Origin of the sequence: Peptostreptococcus sp. (assembly GCF_036639115.1) — a bacterium.
In the GTDB taxonomy this organism is placed as follows: Bacteria; Bacillota; Clostridia; order Peptostreptococcales; family Peptostreptococcaceae; genus Peptostreptococcus.
On record NZ_JAVWJH010000002.1, the window covers coordinates 168,225 to 188,053 of the forward strand.

General features: G+C 32.2%; 19 protein-coding genes and 1 other annotated feature. All 19 genes read left to right on the forward strand.

Going from position 1 to position 19,829, the window contains the following annotated elements:
- The first annotated feature begins 118 nt into the window (after window positions 1-118).
- The 19 genes from RR561_RS03045 to RR561_RS03135 all read left to right on the forward strand — a co-directional run bounded on the left by RR561_RS03045 (window position 119) and on the right by RR561_RS03135 (window position 19,828).
- A complete protein-coding gene (locus RR561_RS03045; protein ID WP_334309579.1) occupies window positions 119-820 on the forward strand; it encodes a YggS family pyridoxal phosphate-dependent enzyme in 702 nt (233 codons plus the stop codon).
- A gap of 29 nt (window positions 821-849) precedes the next feature.
- Window positions 850-1,371: a cell division protein SepF gene (locus RR561_RS03050; RefSeq protein ID WP_332505958.1), complete on the forward strand. Its 522-nt coding sequence runs from the start codon at window positions 850-852 to the stop codon at window positions 1,369-1,371.
- A 20-nt stretch (window positions 1,372-1,391) separates the two neighbouring features.
- Entirely contained in the window at window positions 1,392-1,649 is a 258-nt protein-coding gene (locus tag RR561_RS03055; RefSeq protein WP_332505959.1) for a YggT family protein, read from the forward strand.
- Between the two features lie 7 nt (window positions 1,650-1,656).
- A complete protein-coding gene (locus RR561_RS03060) occupies window positions 1,657-2,442 on the forward strand; it encodes a YlmH family RNA-binding protein (protein ID WP_332505960.1) in 786 nt (261 codons plus the stop codon).
- A 12-nt stretch (window positions 2,443-2,454) separates the two neighbouring features.
- Complete coding sequence (locus tag RR561_RS03065) at window positions 2,455-3,099, forward strand: DivIVA domain-containing protein (RefSeq protein WP_332505961.1); 645 nt, start codon at window positions 2,455-2,457, stop codon at window positions 3,097-3,099.
- Window positions 3,100-3,225: 126 nt separating this feature from the next.
- Window positions 3,226-3,456, forward strand: a binding site (T-box leader).
- 89 nt (window positions 3,457-3,545) lie between these two features.
- Complete coding sequence (gene ileS / locus RR561_RS03070) at window positions 3,546-6,668, forward strand: isoleucine--tRNA ligase (RefSeq protein ID WP_332505962.1); 3,123 nt, start codon at window positions 3,546-3,548, stop codon at window positions 6,666-6,668.
- Between the two features lie 264 nt (window positions 6,669-6,932).
- A complete protein-coding gene (xseA, locus tag RR561_RS03075; protein ID WP_332505963.1) occupies window positions 6,933-8,123 on the forward strand; it encodes an exodeoxyribonuclease VII large subunit in 1,191 nt (396 codons plus the stop codon).
- Between the two features lie 13 nt (window positions 8,124-8,136).
- Window positions 8,137-8,361, forward strand: coding sequence for an exodeoxyribonuclease VII small subunit (gene xseB / locus RR561_RS03080; RefSeq protein ID WP_332505964.1), 225 nt, complete (start codon window positions 8,137-8,139; stop codon window positions 8,359-8,361).
- Window positions 8,361-9,251 carry a polyprenyl synthetase family protein gene (locus RR561_RS03085; RefSeq protein WP_332505965.1) on the forward strand — a complete coding sequence of 297 codons (891 nt, stop codon included), beginning with the start codon at window positions 8,361-8,363 and terminating at the stop codon, window positions 9,249-9,251. Before xseB ends, RR561_RS03085 begins: the two co-directional genes overlap by 1 nt.
- Window positions 9,252-9,271: 20 nt before the next feature.
- Window positions 9,272-9,706 carry a divergent PAP2 family protein gene (locus RR561_RS03090; RefSeq protein ID WP_332505966.1) on the forward strand — a complete coding sequence of 145 codons (435 nt, stop codon included), beginning with the start codon at window positions 9,272-9,274 and terminating at the stop codon, window positions 9,704-9,706.
- A 13-nt stretch (window positions 9,707-9,719) separates the two neighbouring features.
- Entirely contained in the window at window positions 9,720-11,636 is a 1,917-nt protein-coding gene (dxs, locus tag RR561_RS03095) for a 1-deoxy-D-xylulose-5-phosphate synthase (RefSeq protein WP_332505967.1), read from the forward strand.
- Window positions 11,636-12,514, forward strand: a complete 879-nt coding sequence (locus tag RR561_RS03100) for a TlyA family RNA methyltransferase (RefSeq protein ID WP_332505968.1) — start codon at window positions 11,636-11,638, stop codon at window positions 12,512-12,514. The genes dxs and RR561_RS03100 overlap by 1 nt, the downstream gene beginning before the upstream one ends.
- 13 nt (window positions 12,515-12,527) lie before the next feature.
- Window positions 12,528-14,213, forward strand: a complete 1,686-nt coding sequence (gene recN, locus RR561_RS03105; RefSeq protein WP_332505969.1) for a DNA repair protein RecN — start codon at window positions 12,528-12,530, stop codon at window positions 14,211-14,213.
- 36 nt (window positions 14,214-14,249) lie between these two features.
- Complete coding sequence (gene steA, locus RR561_RS03110) at window positions 14,250-15,371, forward strand: putative cytokinetic ring protein SteA (protein ID WP_332505970.1); 1,122 nt, start codon at window positions 14,250-14,252, stop codon at window positions 15,369-15,371.
- A 57-nt stretch (window positions 15,372-15,428) separates the two neighbouring features.
- Window positions 15,429-16,295: a copper transporter gene (locus tag RR561_RS03115; RefSeq protein WP_332505971.1), complete on the forward strand. Its 867-nt coding sequence runs from the start codon at window positions 15,429-15,431 to the stop codon at window positions 16,293-16,295.
- Window positions 16,296-16,306: 11 nt separating this feature from the next.
- Window positions 16,307-16,996, forward strand: coding sequence for a glycosyltransferase family 2 protein (locus RR561_RS03120; protein WP_332505972.1), 690 nt, complete (start codon window positions 16,307-16,309; stop codon window positions 16,994-16,996).
- Between the two features lie 2 nt (window positions 16,997-16,998).
- The gene (locus RR561_RS03125; RefSeq protein WP_332505973.1) at window positions 16,999-17,826 is read left to right on the forward strand and encodes a hypothetical protein; all 828 of its coding nucleotides are present in this window, start codon (window positions 16,999-17,001) and stop codon (window positions 17,824-17,826) included.
- Window position 17,827: 1 nt separating this feature from the next.
- Window positions 17,828-18,907, forward strand: coding sequence for a DUF3866 family protein (locus tag RR561_RS03130; RefSeq protein WP_332505974.1), 1,080 nt, complete (start codon window positions 17,828-17,830; stop codon window positions 18,905-18,907).
- 108 nt (window positions 18,908-19,015) lie between these two features.
- Window positions 19,016-19,828 (forward strand): purine-nucleoside phosphorylase, encoded by an 813-nt coding sequence (locus RR561_RS03135; RefSeq protein WP_332505975.1) that lies wholly within the window; start codon window positions 19,016-19,018, stop codon window positions 19,826-19,828.
- Window position 19,829 lies beyond the last annotated feature (1 nt).

Consider the following 19,829-nt stretch of genomic DNA (forward strand, 5'->3'; position numbering starts at 1 on the left):
TACATACAATCTTATAAGTTTTTGATATAATAATACATATGTGGTATTATGCTTATTGAGATTTAATTATTTTCATCATGATTTTAAAAAAAATAATACTATGAAAGTAGGTGTATTAATGATGAGTATTGATAAAAATTTAGATAAGGTAAGACATAACATAGAGGATGTAGCCCAAGAATGTGGCAGAGATTTTGAAGAAATATTATTGCTTGGAGTTACCAAAACTGTTGATACAGACATGGTAGAAGAGGCAATTAAGTATGGAATCACCGATGTTGGAGAAAATAAGCCCCAAGAACTAAGTAGAAAATATGAAGTTATTGGAGATAGAGTAAAGTGGCATCAAATAGGTTCCCTACAGACCAATAAAGTAAAATACATCATAGATAAAGTTGAGCTCATACATTCTTTAGATAGGATGAGTCTTGCAAAAGAAATTCAAAAAAGAGCAGAGCAACATGATGTTACTGTAAAGTGTTTGGTACAAGTGAATATTTCAAAAGAAGAGTCAAAACATGGTATATATAGAGAAGATGTAGAGAACTTCATTAGAAATTGTTCTGCAGAATATGATAGAATTAAAATTACGGGATTGATGACAATGGCACCATTTGATGCTGAGAAAGAAGAAGTAAGATCAGTATTCAGAGGTCTAAAGAAATTATCAGAAGATATTTCGAAATTAAAGCTTCCAAATGTCGAAATGAAGGATCTTTCAATGGGAATGAGTCAAGATTTTGATATAGCTATTGAAGAAGGAGCAACGATTGTCAGAATAGGTACATCCATTTTTGGAAAGAGAAGTTATAACAAATAAAATATACAGACATTGCTAGGAGGTAAATTATGGCAGGTTTTAAAGATAAAATGGGAAAATTAAAAGACTGGATGATAACAGACGATGAAAACTCTGATGAAGAATACGATTCATATGAAGATGAATATGAAGATAGCTTTGAAGAATATGATGACAACTTTGAAGAGTATGAAGAAGATGCAGATACTACACCTACATCGTCATCATCATCATATGCAGCTGGTATAGCTGCAAGTAGAGTAGCAGATTATCAGGCTCACAATCAGATGAAGGTTGTAATCGTTGAGCCAAAGGTATATGATGACGCAGCTACAATAGCTGACCATCTAAAACTTAGAAAAACTGTAATAGTAAATCTTGAAAATATGACACAGCAAAATACTAAAAAGTCTATATTTGACTTTATGAATGGAGCTGTATACGTATTGGATGGTAGCATACAGAGAGTTTCAAAATCTATATTTATTCTTGCACCGAAAAATGTTGATGTCGATGCTAGTATAAAGAAAGAACTTGAAAGTAAAGCTATTTTTCCTTGGCAAAGTAGATAATTTAAAGCGAGGATAAGAATATGGGAATGGTGAAAGTTGCACTGCAGTATCTGATAAATATTATAGTTTGGGTGATTATCGCAAAAGCTATACTTTCTTGGTTTCCTGGAGCACAGAGTAGTAAGTTATACACTATGTTGGACCAATTTACAGAACCTGTAGAGGCTCCTATAAGAAAGATTTTTGGAAAATATATGTCGGGACCACTCGATTTTACCCCTATGATAGCGATTATAGTTCTTATGATAATAGGAAACCTTATATCGAAATTTTTATAGGTGAATTATGGATAAATTAAAGCTTACAAATCACATTAAAGATGATGATTTAAGAATTAAGATGTATAGAATTGTTGATATCTGTAATTTAGTGCTTAAAAACTATGAGTATCGACAGACAGAGTTTTTAAATCCATTTGAAATTAAAAACGCGGTCGCAATAGTTAACTCTCAACAAGATCTAGCTTGTAGGGTTGATGGTGGATATGATGGTGCAGAAAGATCTGTATTATCAATTTTTCCATATTACCAAGAAGTGGAAGATTCTGATGTTGAGATTAGTTTTTTACAGATTGATGGAAATTTTAAATTTTCATCTGTTTCACATCGAGATTATCTAGGTTCTATATTGGGTCTAGGTATAAAAAGAGAAAAAATTGGAGATATACTAGTGCATGAAGATTACTGTCAGGTAATAGTAGAAAGTGAAATATCAGATTATATAGTATATAATTTAGATAAAGTTGCAAATAATAGAGTAAATCTAAAAAAAATAGACAGAAGTGATATAATAAGATCAAGTCAAGCTTTTGATGAGAGATCACTAACTGTATCTTCTCTTAGATTAGACAATATTATATCTGCAGTTTTTAAGCTGTCTAGGCAAGAGGCGACAAAGCTAATAGATGTAGGATTTGTTTCAGTAAATTATGAGAAAATCAACAAACATTCAAGTTTAGTCGATGGAGAGTCGGTAATCTCAGTCAGAAAAAAAGGAAAGTTTATTTTGAGTGAAGTAGGAGATACTACAAGAAAAGGCAAAATCAAAATAAAAACAAAAATATTCGTATAGGAAGTGAGATAAATGATTACACCAGAAGAAATAAGCAATAAGGAATTTAAAAAGGGATTTAGAGGATATAGTGAAGAAGAAGTAGATGTATTTCTAGATCAGTTAAAAGATGACTATGAAGTTATTGTAAAGGAAAATGAAGCCGTAAAAGAAAAGTTACTTATGTATCAAGAACAAGTAAGTAAGTATTCTAGCATAGAAGAAACATTGAAGGAAACTTTGATTACAGCCCAAAGTGCTGCAGAAGACACGACAAGTGCTGCTAATAAAAAGGCAAGAATAATAGTTCAAGAAGCTGAGCTTCAGTCAAAGCAAATAATTGACAGTGCAAACAATAAGGTAGTAGAAATAAGAAATGAATATGAATCTCTTATAAAAGAATTTAAGGTATTTAGAAATAAATTTAAATCTTTACTAGAAGATGAAATGGAAAATGTTGATGATATCTTTAGTGATATAACAAATGAAAATGATGGCTTTAATCAAGTGAATTCACCAACAACTTTTGAAGGAACAGGTACTATGAGAATGTCAGTTCTAGAAGATGTTCAGGAAGAAGAAGAAAATAACATCGGTATTCAGACAGTTGAAGATATACAAGAAACTAAGCCAGAAGATGAGTCGGGTTCTCCTGAAGATATATTTAAAATAAAGTAGTGTTTTAGACCAATTTCAGATTAAATACCTTATAAAAAGTATAGTATTTTCAATAAATTTGAAAAAGGTTTTTAAAAACTATTGACGATTTGTTTTTTTTGACATATAATCAATAAAAATAGATTTATAAAAGCTATGACGAAGAGAGTAGTGTATATATACTTTTTAGCGAGTCGGGTTTGGTGTGAGCCGATAAAGGATTATATATGTGAAGATCACTTCTGAGCAGAAGGCTGAAAGTCAATCTGACAATTAAGCTAACCGGGTGGTTTCGATATAGACCTTTGAGAGTTCAGGTACAAGCTTTATCTGTATTTGAGAATTAGGGTGGTAACGCGATTTTAGCTCGTCCCTTGCATTGCAAGGTGACGGGTTTTTTTATTTGTAAAAATATATCAAGAAATCATCTTATTTAATATATAAATTTTAGAAAAGGAGATAAAAATATGGGAAAAGAATTAGTATTCGATAAGCTTTATGATGGAAGTATATCTCAAGCTGAAGAACAAACTTTAAAAACTTGGAGAGAAGATAATATTCTTGAAAAAGTTCTTGAAAAAGGAAAAAATGATCCTACTTTCGTATTTTATGAAGGACCACCAACAGCAAATGGTAATCCTGGAATACATCATGTTATATCTAGAACATTAAAGGATTGGGTCTGTAGATACAAAACAATGAGTGGCTACAAGGTGCCAAGAAAAGCAGGTTGGGATACACATGGACTACCTGTAGAATTACAGGTTGAAAAGCAGCTTGGACTATCAGACAAAAAGGCTATAGAGGAATATGGTATAGCAGAATTTTGTGACAAGTGTAGAGAGTCTGTATTTTCATATGAGAAAGAATGGAGACAAATGACTGAAAGAATGGCTTACTCAGTAGATTTGGATGATCCATATATAACATTAGACAATGACTACATAGAAACTCTATGGTGGATATTAGATAAATTTAATGAAGAAAATATGCTATATGAGGGACATAAGATACTTCCATATTGCCCTAGATGTGGTACTGGACTGGCTTCACATGAAGTAGCTCAGGGATATAAAGAAGTAAAGACAAATACTCTTGTAGCTAAATTTAAAAAGAAAAATACTGAAAATGAGTATTTTTTAGCATGGACAACTACTCCTTGGACACTACCTTCAAATGTTGCGTTAACTGTTAATCCTGAAATAGATTATGTTAAGGTTAGAAAGGGAGAGGAAGTATATTATCTAGCTAAGGCTTTGGCTGACAAACACCTAGGTCAAGGTGAATATGAAGTCTTAGAAACTATGAAGGGTAAAGATCTTGAATATCAAGAGTACGAACAACTAATGCCATTTGTAGATGTTGATAAGAAAGCTTTCTTTATCACTTGTGGTGATTATGTAACAGTGACTGATGGTACTGGTATAGTTCACTCAGCACCAGCATTTGGTGAAGATGACTATGCAATGGGAAGAAAATATTCACTTCCATTTGTACAACCAGTAGATGATGAAGGAAAGTTTACAGCTACACCATGGCAAGGAAAATTTGTAATGGAAGAAGGCCTAGATGTAGAAATAATCAAATGGCTTGCTAAAGAAAATAAGTTATTCTCAAAGGAAAAAATGGTTCATAACTATCCACATTGCTGGAGATGTTCTACTCCATTGGTATACTATGCAAAGCCAGGCTGGTATATAGAGATGACAAAACTAAAAGATCAATTAATAGAAAATAATAACGGAGTAAATTGGTACCCAGAGTTTGTAGGTCAGGGAAGATTTGGAAATTGGCTAGAAGAACTAAAAGACTGGGCGATATCTAGAACAAGATACTGGGGAACTCCATTGCCTGTATGGAAGTGTGAATGTGGAACTAAGAGCACAGTTGGATCTAGACAAGAATTGGTTGACAGAGCAATAGAAGATGTAAACCCAGAAACAATAGATCTACATAGACCGTACGTAGATGATATACACCTAAAGTGCCCAGATTGTGGGAAGCCAATGACTAGAGTAACAGAGGTAATAGACTGTTGGTTTGACTCTGGATCAATGCCTTTTGCACAATGGCATTACCCGTTTGAAAATAAGGAAAACTTTGATCAGTTATTCCCAGCTGACTATATATGTGAAGGTATAGATCAAACTAGAGGATGGTTCTACTCATTGCTAGCTATATCAACATTTGTAACAGGAAAAGCACCTTACAAAAATGTATTGGTAACTGATCTTGTGCTAGATAAAAATGGAAAGAAGATGTCAAAATCTAAGGGTAATACAATAAATCCATTTGAAATGTTTGATAAATATGGAGCAGATGCCTTAAGATGGTACTTACTATACGTATCACCACCTTGGACACCAATAAAGTTTGATGAAGAAGGATTGAAAGAGATAATCTCTAAGTTTATAGGAACTTTAAAGAATACTTATAACTTCTTTACTTTATATGCCAACACAGATAATTTAAATCCAAAAGATTTCTTTGTGGATTACAAGGAAAGACCAGAACTAGATAGATGGATTCTTTCTAAGTTTAATAACTTGAAGAAGGAAATAGAAGAAAATCTTGAAATATTTGAAGTAAACAAGTCAATAAGAAGATTGACTGAATTTTTAAATGATGACTTATCTAACTGGTATATAAGAAGAAGCAGAAGAAGATTCTGGGGAACTGAATTAACAGAAGATAAGATGGCGGTATATAATACTACTTATGAAATATTAACTGAGTATTGTAAGATGATAGCTCCGTTTGCTCCTTACCTGTCAGAGGAAATGTACAGAAAGTTAACTGGAGAATATTCAGTTCACTGTGCAGATTACCCAAGATATGATGAGAGATTAATAGATGAACGTCTAGAAGAAAAAATGGACCTTACAAAGAACCTTGTAACTCTTGGTAGAGCTGCTAGAGAAAGCTCAAAAATAAAAGTAAGACAGCCTATATCAGAGGTACTTATAGATGGTAAATATGAGAGTATAATATCTGATCTTGTCGGCCTTATAAAAGAAGAGCTAAATGTAAAGGAAGTAAAATTTGTTAAAGATTTAAGTGAATTTATGAACTTTACATTGAAGCCAAACTTCAAGGTATTAGGACCAGTTTTAGGCAAAAATGTCAATAAATTTGGTAAGTTACTTTCAACACTGGATTCCCATGAAGTGGTAGCAAAGACTGAGTCTGGCGAAAAGGTAAAGGTTGATCTAGATGGTGAAGAATTTGAATTTGGTAAAGAAGAAATATTAGTAAATATAGAATCTAAGCCAGGATTTAATGTTGCAATGGAAAATAATCTATTTGTAATATTAGAAACAGTTCTTACTGATGAGCTAATCAATGAGGGACTTGCTAGAGAATTTATATCTAAGGTTCAACAGATGAGAAAAGCTAGTGGTTTTGAAGTTTTAGATAATATAAATGTTTACTACAATGGTGACGCTGATATTCAAAGAGCAGTGGAAACATTTGATGAGTACATAAAGAATGAAACACTTTCGTTATCTATAAATAAAGTTGACGATGAAAGCCTAGAAATACAAAATCTTAATGATCATGAAACTGGTATAAAGGTAGAAAAAGCATAAATATTTTATAGTACACATTTATGTATTTCGATGGATTTTTGATATTTGAGAAATATTATAGATCCTAATATAGCAGAAAACTTTATTAAGCATATTGTGATATACTGGAAGTATGCAATATTCTTTTAGAAAAACTAAAAAAGAAGTATATATTTTAAAGAGTTGTTGCGTTTGCAGCAACTCTTTTTTATAAAAATTATGAAACTAAGTGTCTAAATATGGTATAATATATCTTAGGAAATTATGCAGTTTGGTGGTGATTAAATGAGAATTAGAGCACTAGATGTTACAGAGGCAAATGAATATATAAAAAGGATTTTAAATGATGATCCAATTTTAAGTAATATCAAAGTACGTGGGGAAATATCTAATTTTAAACTTCACTCTTCAGGAAACGTATATTTATCTTTAAAAGATGACAATTCAAAGATAAACTGTATGATTCATAGAAATAGTTTTGATAAAAATCTGGAATTAGAGGACGGTAAAAAAATAATTGCAGATGGTTACATATCTTCCTATGTTAGAGGAGGAGTATATCAACTATATATAAGAAATATAGAGATCGAGGGCGAAGGAGAACTTTATAGAGAATTTATCAAATTAAAAAAGAAACTAGAAAAAGAAGGATTGTTTGATTCTCAATATAAAAGAGAAATTCCAAGATTTCCCAAGTCTATAGGTGTAATAACGTCACCTACAGGTGCGGTTATTAGGGATATTATAAATGTAGTTAAGAGGAGATATCCAAAGCTTAGTATAAAGCTGTTTCCTGTTCTGGTACAAGGGCAAGGTTCAGCAAAAGATCTTGTGGATGGACTAGAATTTTTTAATAAAAATAAGAACGTCGATATAATAATAATAGGTAGAGGTGGAGGTTCATTAGAAGAACTTTGGTCCTTTAATGAAGAGAGTGTGGCAAGGGCTGTGTTTGAATCTAAAATACCTGTTATATCAGCTGTAGGTCATGAAACTGACTTTACTATCTGTGATTTTGTGTCGGATATGAGGGCTCCAACTCCATCTGCAGCTGCTGAGATAGCAACTCCTAATATAGATGATATAATAAGACATCAAAACAATATACTAAGGTCTATGGAAAGTTCAATGGTAAATACTATTAGATACCAAAGACAAAAGATTGACTCACATTTTCATAGATTTAACTTATATAAGGAAAGATCTTTGTTTACAGATAGATATATGGAACTTGATAGATATCAAGAAAAAATAGAAAAAGCAATGGAACTTTTGTTGAGACAAGAAAAGGAAAAATTAAATGTATTTTCTAACAGTATGGCGAATTTGAATCCATTTTCGGTACTTGAAAGAGGATATATTGTAGCACAAAAGGGTGAAAAGCTAGTATCAAGTATTTCAGATGTTTCTATGGGAGACAAATTAGATCTTAGGTTAAATGATGGAACTATAAAATGTGAAGTAATAGAGAAGTAGGCGAGGTTAATTTATGAATGAGATAGATTTGAAAGATTTATCATATGAAGAAGCAATGTCTAGAATGGAAGAGATATTAAAAAAATTGGAAACAGGAAACAATAAGTTGGATGATTCTCTAGCGTTGTATGAAGAAGGAATCAAATTATATAGATATTGTAATGAAGTATTAGACAAAGCAGAACTAAAGGTAAGCAAGTTTAATAATCAAAATGAAGAAATAGAGGTGGATATATAATGGATTTTATCTCTGAGTTAAAAGAAAAAAGTAAATATATAGATTTAAAGTTAGAAGAGTATATGCCAAAAGAAACTGGTTATCAAAAAACTGTATTTGAAGCTATGAATTATAGCTTAAGAGCAGGTGGGAAAAGACTAAGACCAGTGCTTTTAATGGAATCTTATAGACTTTGTGGTGGTAAGGATGAAGCATTTATCCCATTTAGTATCGCTATAGAAATGATACATACATACTCTTTAATACATGATGATTTACCAGCCATTGATAATGATGATTTAAGGAGAGGTAAAGCAACAAATCATAAAGTATTTGGAGAGGCAATGTCAATATTAGCAGGAGATGCACTTTTAAGCCATTCTTTTGAAATAATGCTTGGAGAAAGCATAGTATCTAAGTATCCAAACAGAGGTCTTAATGCTAGCTATGAAATATCTAAGGGCGCTGGTATATATGGAATGATTGCGGGACAGGTAGTAGATGTAGAAAGTGAAGGAGAGCATATAGATAGAGAGAAGCTAGACTTTATACATATGAATAAGACTGCCAAAATGATTATTGCTAGTATGAGAGCTGGTGCCATGCTTGCAGGTGCAGAAGCTGATAAGTTAGATGCAGTGAGCGTATATGGGGAAAGAATAGGTCTTGCATTTCAGATAGTAGATGACATATTAGATGTAGTTGGAGATGAAAAAACTCTAGGAAAACATGTTGGTAGCGATATAGAAAATGAGAAGTCTACTTACCCTGCTATTTTTGGTATAGACAAATCATGGGAAATTGCTAGAAAACTAATATCGCAAGCAAAGGAAAAGTTAGATATTTTTGATAGTGAAGATTCTCTATTTTTATCAAATCTATCTGACTATATTATTAATAGAGAATATTAGATTTATTATAGGGGGAAATAATGAATTATTTCATAGATTTTTTTGCAAACAAGACATTATGGATAAGTGTACTTTCATGTTTTATTGCACAGTTCTTTAAAATGTTTACAGGAAAAAAGAGGGTTGAGCTATCTAGAATATTTATTTCTGGTGGTATGCCTAGCTCTCATAGTTCGTTTGTCAGCTGTATGACTACTATGATAGGACTGGGACATGGATTTAATTCAGATATTTTTGCCGTAGCTGCTGTTATTTCATGTATTATAATGTATGATGCATCAGGTGTGAGACAAGCAGTAGGTAAGCAGGCTACAATATTAAACCAACTTGTGGATGCTTGGCAGAGTAAAAGGCCAATTCAGCAAGAAAAGTTAAAGGAGTTAATAGGGCATACTCCTAAACAAGTACTATTTGGTGCTTTGCTTGGAATTGTAGTTGCAATAATATTTTATTAGTTAGGTGATAAAGATGTATAAACTATTAGAGGGTGTAAATTCACCCCAAGATATAAAAAAAATGAATACAAGTCAACTGAAAGAATTATCAAAAGAAATAAGAAAATTCTTGGTTAAAAATATTGCAGAGACTGGAGGTCATTTGGCCTCTAATCTAGGCGTTGTAGAGATAACTCTTGCTCTGCATAAAGTATTTAATAGTCCGGTTGATAAGATTGTGTGGGATGTAGGGCATCAGTCTTATGTTCATAAGATAATAACAGGAAGAAAAGAAGAGTTCCCTACATTGAGACAATATAAGGGACTGTCTGGATTTCCAAAAGAAAGTGAAAGTGAACATGACACTTTTGATACGGGACACAGCTCTACATCCATATCTGCAGCACTTGGAATAGCAAGTGCAAGAGATATTAAGAAAGAGGATTATGATGTAGTGGCGGTGATAGGTGATGGTGCTATAACTGGTGGAATGGCAATAGAAGCATTAAATAACCTTGGATATATGGACAAGGACATGATTATAGTATTTAACGATAATGAAATGTCTATAGATAAAAATACGGGTGCTTTTTCTGCATATATGTCAAAGATTATTCAAAACAGTGAAGCTATGACATTTAAAGATAGCATAGATAAAATAATGAATATGACTTCTGTTGGTGAAGCTTTTTCAAAAAGAGCAAATAGATTGACTGATTCAATAATATCTAGCATATCTCCATCAGAGTGTAGCTTTATGGATGCTCTGGGTGTGAAGTATATTGGTCCGATAGATGGCCATAATATAGAAGAAATGATTGATATATTAGAGTATGCAAAGCATATTGATGGTCCAAAGTTTATACATGTAAAGACTGTTAAGGGCAAGGGATATAGATTTGCAGAAGAAAGACCAGATGCCTACCATGGGGTAGGTAAGTTTGATTATAGAGAAGGTGTAAAAAAATCAGAAAAAAGATCAATTTCATCAATAGTTGGAATGACACTTTCTGATATGGCAGACTCAAATAGTAATATAGTTGCCGTTACAGCAGCCATGCCGTCTGGAACAGGACTTAATATATATGAAAAATTCCATCCAGATAGATATTTTGACGTTGGGATTGCAGAACAGCATGGAGTTACATTCTCAGCAGGATTGGCAAAGGCTGGTATGAAACCGTACTTTGCAGTTTATTCAACGTTTTTACAAAGAGGCTATGATCAGTTGATACACGATGTGTGCATTACCAAGAAGCCAGTTACTTTTTTAATAGATAGAGCAGGTTTGGTTGGCAATGATGGTGAGACACATCATGGTGAGTTTGATTTATCTTACCTAAATCCAATACCAAATATAACGGTAATGGCACCATGCGATACAAGAGAAATGATCGATATGATGTTTTTCTCACAAAACATTTTATCGCCACTAGCGATTAGATATCCTAGAGGAAGTGAGTACTATCTTGATAAAGATAGATATAGCTTTATGAAATGTTCTAGTATAGAAAAATTACCGCTTACTATTGATAATATAGGTAGACCTCAACTTATCTATGATGGAATAAAAGAAAATACAAAAAAGGTAGCAATACTATCAATAGGAAATATGTTGATTCCATCTATGGAAGCAGTAGATATGATATTAAAAGACAATAAAAATATATCTTTTAGGCTGATAAATGCGAGATATCTAAAGCCATTGGACGAAAAGAAGTATTTAGAATTATTAGATGGTATTGACAAGGTGTATACTGTTGAAGATAACGTAATAACAGGTGGTTATGGAAGTAGTATAGAGCATTTGATAAAATCAAATGATATAAATATAGATTTAGAAATAATAGGCATTCCAAACAGATTTGTAGGTCATGGAAATACAGATGAACTAATGGATGAAATAGGGATGTCATCTGAAAAATTAAAAGAGAGAATAGAGGGTTTTTAATGAAAAAAAGAATTGATGTTTTGCTTGTAGATATGGGATACTTTGAAAGTAGAGAGCAGGCGAGAAGACATATTATGGCAGGAAGTGTATTTGTTGACAATCAAAGAGTTGATAAAGCAGGTACAGCTGTCAAAATAGATTCTGATATAAGAGTAAAGGGAAAACTAATACCATATGTTAGCAGAGGTGGATTAAAACTTGAAAAGGCACTTAAAAACTTTGATTTAACGGTTAAAGATAAGGTTTGTATGGATATAGGTGCGTCTACAGGAGGCTTTACAGATTGTATGCTCCAAAATGGGGCAAGAAAAGTATATTCAGTGGATGTAGGATATGGACAATTAGCTTGGAAACTAAGACAAGATGAAAGAGTGGTTTGTCTTGAGAGACAAAATATAAGGTATTTGGATGAGAGTATTTTGGATGAAAAACCAAATTTTGCATCTATAGATGTATCTTTTATATCTTTAAGGTTGGTACTTCCAAAAGCGTGGAGCATATTAGCTGAATCAGGAAGAATTGTGGCGCTTATAAAACCTCAATTTGAAGCAGGTAGAGAGAAAGTAGGTAAAAAGGGAGTTGTAAGAGAAAAATCAACACATATTGAAGTTATTGATCGTATTTCTAAAATTGCGATTAAAGATGGATTTAGAGTACTAGATTTAGACTTTTCACCTATCAAAGGGCCTGAAGGAAATATAGAGTATCTAATATACTTGGAAAAAGTAGATAATAAGTTAGAAGAAGATGCTTCAATAGACGAATTTGAAAAGTACATAGCTGATAACAATTCATTGGATGGATATAATAATTCATATGATGACTATTACAAAAAAATTGTCGGGTTAGTAGAGGAGTCACATTCTTTAGACAAATAGTTTGGGGGAAGTTATGATTTACGAATTATATATGAAAAACTGTGCCTTAGTGGATGAGTTAAGGGTAAACTTTGGAAAGGGTTTAAATATACTCACTGGAGAAACAGGATCTGGAAAGTCTATAATTTTAGAAGCACTAAATCTTTGTCTAGGAGGAAAGTATGATAGAACATTTCTTAGAAGGGGATCTCAATTGGGAGAAGTCGAAACAGTCCTATTTGTTGAAAATGAAAATTTCATAAAACAGTTAAGAAACTTGGATATAGAAGTAGATGAAGATAATTTGGTAGTTGTTTCAAGAAGACTTTTCTCAGATGGCAAAAGCACAACGAAAATAAATGGGAAAAATATAAAAGTCTCAGACCTGAAAAAAGTAATGTCATTAGTGGTTGATATGCATGGCCAACATCAAAATCAAGCGCTTTATAGTAAAGAAAATCACCTAGAATTTTTTGACTTATATGGCAAGAGTAAGGTGAAAGAGAGACTAGAAGAATATAAAAAAGAGTACAAAGAATATAATAATATACAAAAGCAAATATTAAAACTCAATGACAATAAATCTGAGATGGAAGTTCAGCGCGAGAGAGATCTCTTAAAGTTTCAGATAAATGAAATTGAAGTAGCAAATTTAAGTAATGAGGAATATGAAGATTTAAAATTAAAAAAAGAAGTATTTGCAAATAGTGAAAAAATATTTAATTCACTAAATGAAGCCTATACACTGCTACATTCAGGACAGTTTAACTCAGAAGAACAAGTAGGTAAAGCTTCCAATGCTATAGCTAATGTAGCAAAGTATGATAAACTTCTAGAGGAAATAGAAGTATCTACAAACAATGTACTTTATGAACTAGAAGATCTTTCGGGAAACATTAGAAGTTATCTTGATAATATAGACTTCGAACCATACTTACTAAATGAAGTACAAGAAAAATTAGAAGTAATTAATAGCTTGAGAAGAAAGTATGGAGATACGATAGAAGATGTTTTAGACTATTGTAGCAAAATAAAGGCAAATCTCGATGATATAGATAATAGAGAAGAAAAAAACAATGAGTTACAATCAAGTTTGTTAAAAAAAGAAAAAGAACTTGCAATTAAAGCACAAGTACTTTCGGATGATAGAAAGAGGGTTGCAAGTGAGCTAGAAAAGGAGCTTTTAGACGAGTTATCTAGCTTGAATATGAAAAATACAAAATTTAAGGTTGATTTCAAAAAAATAGAGTATAATGAAAACGGAAATGATGATGTCGAATTTTTGGTATCATTTAATCTAGGTGAAGAGATGAAGCCACTATATAAGGTGGCTTCTGGTGGAGAAATGTCTAGATTTATGTTAGCATTTAAATCGATATTATCTGACGTTGATAAAATAGATTCATTGATTTTTGATGAAATAGATACAGGAATAAGTGGAAGAGCAGCACAGACCGTTGGAGAAAAATTATCTAGAATATCCAAGGAGAAACAGCTTATATGTATTACGCATCTACCACAAATTGCTTCATTTGCAGATGAACATTTCTACATAGAAAAGAATGTAGAAAACGACAGAACCTATACATCTATTGAAAAGCTGAACAGAGATTCAAAAAAAAATGAGATTGCAAGATTGATATCTGGCATGAGAATAACAGAGAAAACAATAGAACATGCTGATGAAATGTTAGATATTGCTGATGAAATAAAAAAATAATTTCCCATTTGATAATGGTGAATCTAGGAGGTAAAGATGCGAGTAGAGGCGAAGTTAAGAAAAGATAGAAAAACAAAAAAGCTCGCAAAGAGGATAATGGCTGGTGAAATAGCTGTTATTAACCACGTGGATATAGATGAAGTGGCTGCAAAATCTTTGGTAGAAGCTAAAATAAAGCTAGTCATCAATGCTGCAGAATCTATAAGTGGTAGATATCCAAATGCAGGACCTAATATATTGGTTAAAGAAAACATACTTATAATTGATAATGTTGGGGAAGAAACTTTTGATTCTCTTGAAGAAGGGGATATAATTGTCGTTGAAGAAGGCAAAATATACAGGGACAATGAACTTTTGGGCGAAGGTGAGGTAATGACGGCAGATGTAGTAGCTCAAAAAACTAAACATGCCTATGAAAATATAGGTGCTGAGTTAGATAGGTTTATAGACAATACTATAGAGTATGCAAGAAAAGAAAAGGGAATGATTTTGGGAGATGTAGAAATTCCTAAAATGAAGACAAATTATGATGGAAAGCATGTCTTAGTAGTAGTAAGAGGTCATAATTATAAGGCTGACTTACAAGCAATAATATCGTATATAGAAGAAGTAAAGCCTGTACTTGTAGGAGTTGATGGAGGGGCTGATGCGCTTTTAGAATCTGGATATAGGCCAGATGTAATTGTAGGAGATATGGACAGTGTGTCCGATGAAGCTCTTAAATCGGCGAAGGAAATTGTTGTACATGCCTATACTAACGGTAAGGCACCAGGCTTAAAAAGAGTAGAGGATTTGGGTCTAGAAGCAGTAATATTTGCATCTCCAGGAACTAGTGAGGATATTGCTATGCTGGCAGCATATGAATACAATGCCAAGCTTATAGTTGCTCTTGGAACACACTCCAATATGATCGACTTTTTAGAAAAAGGTAGAAAAGGAATGGCATCTACATTTTTAGTAAGGTTGAAAATTGGGGCAAGACTAATAGACGCTAGAGGAGTAAGTATGCTTTACAAGAGTAGATTGAAGCTAAAATATATTGTGGCTTTAATTGTAACCGCACTTTTTCCAGTATTAATTCTAATATCTCTATCTCCAAAAGTGCAGACTTTTATGCAGCTTGTAGAGATAAAGATGAGACTATTGTTGGGAATGTAGGATGTTTATCAAACAAACATCTATATATAAATAATTAAAAACAGGAAGGTTGATGAAATGCATATTAATTTTAAATATTTTATTGTCTCAATTGGATCTATATTTTTGGCTTTGGGAATAGGTATCTTAGTAGGATCAAGTCTTGGAAATAATGAGACTATTCAAAAGCAAAATGAAGCAATTGTAAAAGATATTGATGAGCAATTCAATGAATTAAAAACAAAGGACGAACAACTAAGTGAAGAGAATAGTTCTTTAAAGGAAAATATGGGTAAGTATAAAAAGTATATCGAATCCAATGAAGCTCTATTGACAGCAGGTAAGTTAACAGGAAAGCAAGTAGGAATAATTTCTTTTAGTGAAAAAGATTCTTCGGAAAATTTAGATTCTGTAATAGCTAATGCGGGTGGAAACGTAGCTTTTGATATAGTTATTAATGAATCATTATTTGAAAAGGGAAGCGCACAAAAGATTAATGAAAAACTACAGACAAATATATCTAAAGACTCAGAGTTAATAGACCTTGTTTCAGATGCTATTAAAGAATCAGATTCAAATGGAAGATTAAATGTTCTTTCAGAGTTGGGTTATGTAAAGGTAGAAAAATATACAAATCAGTTTGATGCAGTAAATAATATAGTAGTATTTAACAATCCAGCCACAAAGATGAAAAATAAGGTAGCCACACTTGAAAAACCAGTAATAGAAAGTTTAAAAAGTGAAAAACCAGTATTAGTTGTTCAAAACTCTTCTTCAAATAAGGAAAGTCTTAAAGAATTATCAAAACTAAGAGTAGCTACTATAAATAATATTGATCAATCTATGGGGCATATATCATTAATAACATGTTTGACAAATGATAAAATAATAGGTGATTTTGGAAAGACTGATGATAATATGGTTACGATACCAGTGACTAAATAATGGAGGAAAAGATGTTTACTAGTGTAATAATACCAGCATATAATGAAGCTGGAAGAATAAAAGACACCTTGGATCACATAGTCGACATCGATATAATAGATGAAATATTAGTAGTCGATGACGGTTCAAAAGACGATACGGCAAAGGTTTTAGAAGATTATAAAAATAGTAAGGTGAAGTATTGGGTACAAAACCCTAATCAAGGAAAAGGAAAAGCTCTTGAAAAGGGTCTTGAAATGCTAGATAAGGATAGTAATATAATAGTATTTTTGGATGCTGATATAGGAAAAACATCATCAGAAGTTGTAAAGATTATACAACCTGTAATTGATGGAAAATGTGATGTTGCCATAGCAAAGTTTAGACCAGCCAAGAAAAAGGGTGGAATGGGATTTGTTAAAAGACTTGCTAGAGATTCTGTATATGAATTAACGGGTGTGAAACTAGACTCAACGCTGTCAGGTCAAAGAGCTTTTAAAAGAGAAGTAATAGAAAAGTTTGATTCAATACCTGATGGATACGGAGTAGAGGTAGGTATGACAGTTGACATATTGAAGTGGAACTACACAATAAAAGAGTATATAGTTGATATGACTCACAATGAAACAGGAAGGGACCTAAGTGGATTTATTCATAGAGGTAAACAGTATTTACATATTAAAAAGATAGTAAAACAGAAAAAACTAGAATGGAGGAGATAACTTTGTACACTTACTTAATGACTTTAATGTTATTTTTTGTAGGAGTAGCAGTAACATTGTTATCAATACCATTTTTATCTAAAATGTTAAAATCAAATGGAATGATAAGGCCAAACTACAGAGGAGAAAAAATTCCTGTAAGTATGGGAATTTGTTTTATACCAGCACTCATAATAAACTCAGCAATATTATTGTATTGTAATGTTGAAGTGACAAGGCTTTTTAGGGTATATATCTTATTATTTGGAGTAATGTCAATGTGTTTTGCAGGTATAATAGATGATAGTATAGGAAATAGAGATGTAACAGGTTTAAAAGGTCACTTTAAATCTTTACTTAATGGGAAGTTAACTACTGGAGGATTCAAAGCACTTTTGGGTGGATTAGTTGGACTGGTAATAACCGTTTCAATATCAAAGTCTATTTCCCATATTATAGTAGGAACTTTAGTAATAGCACTTTCTACTAATCTTATGAACCTTTTGGATTTAAGACCAGGTAGAGCGATTAAGGTTTATCTGTTATTATCTATCATAATATTTATATTTAGTCCAGTGTTTGAAAAAGAGTTAATGATGCTGATTGTACCAGCTGTTATAGCATATTTCTATTATGATTTAAAGGCAATGTCTATGATGGGTGATGCTGGATCAAATGTATTAGGGATATCTATAGGTATATTTATGGTTACATCATTTGACCTAAAGGTACAAATATTTTGGTTAGCTATTTTAGTGATAGTACACCTTATAGGGGAAAAATTCTCTATAACAAAACTTATAGAGAATAACCATATATTAAACTATATTGATAAACTTGGAAGGAATTAACATGATTAGTAAAAAATTGGGAATAGTAAATAAAATCAAAAGTGAGAATGAATCGATACAAGATTTATTGGTTGAAATTGATGGTAATATTGAAAGAGCATATAATTATATTCAATTGACAGGAAAAGCAAAGATAGGTGATAATCTAGTACTTAATACTACAGCTGTTGAACTTAGTTTGGGAACGGGTGGATTTCACTTTGTAATACTAAATATTGATAATCCGGAGTCTGAACTTTCAGATGGTGGGCATATAATGAAACTGAGATATACCCCTATGCAGATAAAGGTTGATTCTGTGGAAGAGCAAGATAGTCAATATCATGATATATTCAATGATTTTGTATGTTTGGAAAGGTTACCTGTAGCCGTTGGAGCACTACATAGCATTATTCCACCTTTTGCAGCGACTTTTAAGAAAAATTGTCCAGAAAAAAAATTGGTATATATAATGACTGATGGTGCAGCATTACCGATAGCTTTTAGTAAAAATGTCGAAAACCTAAAGAAAAAAGGTTTGATAGACGCTACTATTACTTATGGAAATGCATTTGGCGGAGATTATGAATGTGTAAATATATACACAGCTCTTATCACTGCAAAAGCTATTTGTAAGGCAGATTGCGTAATTGTAGCAATGGGACCAGGTATTGCAGGTACAGGTACAAAATATGGGTTTAGTGGTATAGATCAAGGGATGATAATAGATGCTGTGGAAAAGCTAAATGGAGAATCCTATATAATACCAAGAATTAGCTTTGCAGATTTAAGACCAAGACATATAGGTATATCTCATCATTCAATAACCATTTTGAGTGAAATAACAAGTAAAGCAAGTAATCTTGTCATAAATTCTGGCTATGATGAATCAAAATTGAAAATAATAAAAGATCAAATACTTTGTAACAGCATTGCAGAAAAACATAAAGTATTCTTTACAGAGTACGAATCTACAAAAGATGATTTAGATAAGTTTGACCTTAAGGTTAAGAGTATGGGCAGAGGATTTGACGAAGATAAGGAATTTTTTATTGCAGCATCAACAGTTGCTAATGAAATTTCTAAAAAAATAAATGATTAATGTACTTAAATAGTAAGAAAGTTTAGATTATAATATAGTGACTAAAACACAAAATCTCAAACTAGAAAAAATATAAATGGTGTTAAATTGATAAAGAGGTGTTTTAATATGTATGATAAAGTTAAAGAAAGTGTTGATTATATAAAGGGAAAAATACATGAAAAGCCTGAAATCGCTTTGATTTTAGGATCAGGATTGGGAGATTTAGCCGAAGAAATAGTAGACCCAACTGTAATACCCTATAGAGAAATTCCGAATTTCAAAGTGTCTGAAGTGGCAGGACACAAAAGCCAACTTGTAATTGGTAAACTTTGTAATAAGTGTGTACTAGTGATGCAGGGAAGATTTCACTATTATGAAGGGTATTCTCAGTCTGAAATAACTTATCCAATAAGAGTATTTAAGGAAATGGGAATAGAAAAATTATTGGTGACCAATGCAGCAGGTGGGTCAAATAAGAGTTTTAAGGCTGGAGATCTAATGGTTATAAAAGATCATATTAATATGAGTGGTTCAAATCCATTGATAGGACCAAATAATGAAAAATTTGGACCTAGATTTCCAGATATGTCTCAAGCCTATTCTAAGTCAGGTGTTGAACTTATTAGAAAGTGTGCGGAAGAACTATCACTAGATCTTAAAGAAGGTGTGTATATGTTTTTCTCAGGACCAAACTATGAAACTCCAGCAGAGGTAAAAATGGCCTCCATACTGGGGGCAGATGCTGTGGGTATGTCTACTGTACCTGAAGTTATCGTAGCGAATCATAGTGGTATGGAGGTATTTGGTATATCTTGCATAACAAATATGGCAGCAGGAATATTAGATCAACCTCTAAATCATAAGGAAGTAATAGAAACTACGACAAGAGTAAAATCAGATTTTTCAGGTTTAGTTAAAAGCTTTATAGAAAAAGTATAGT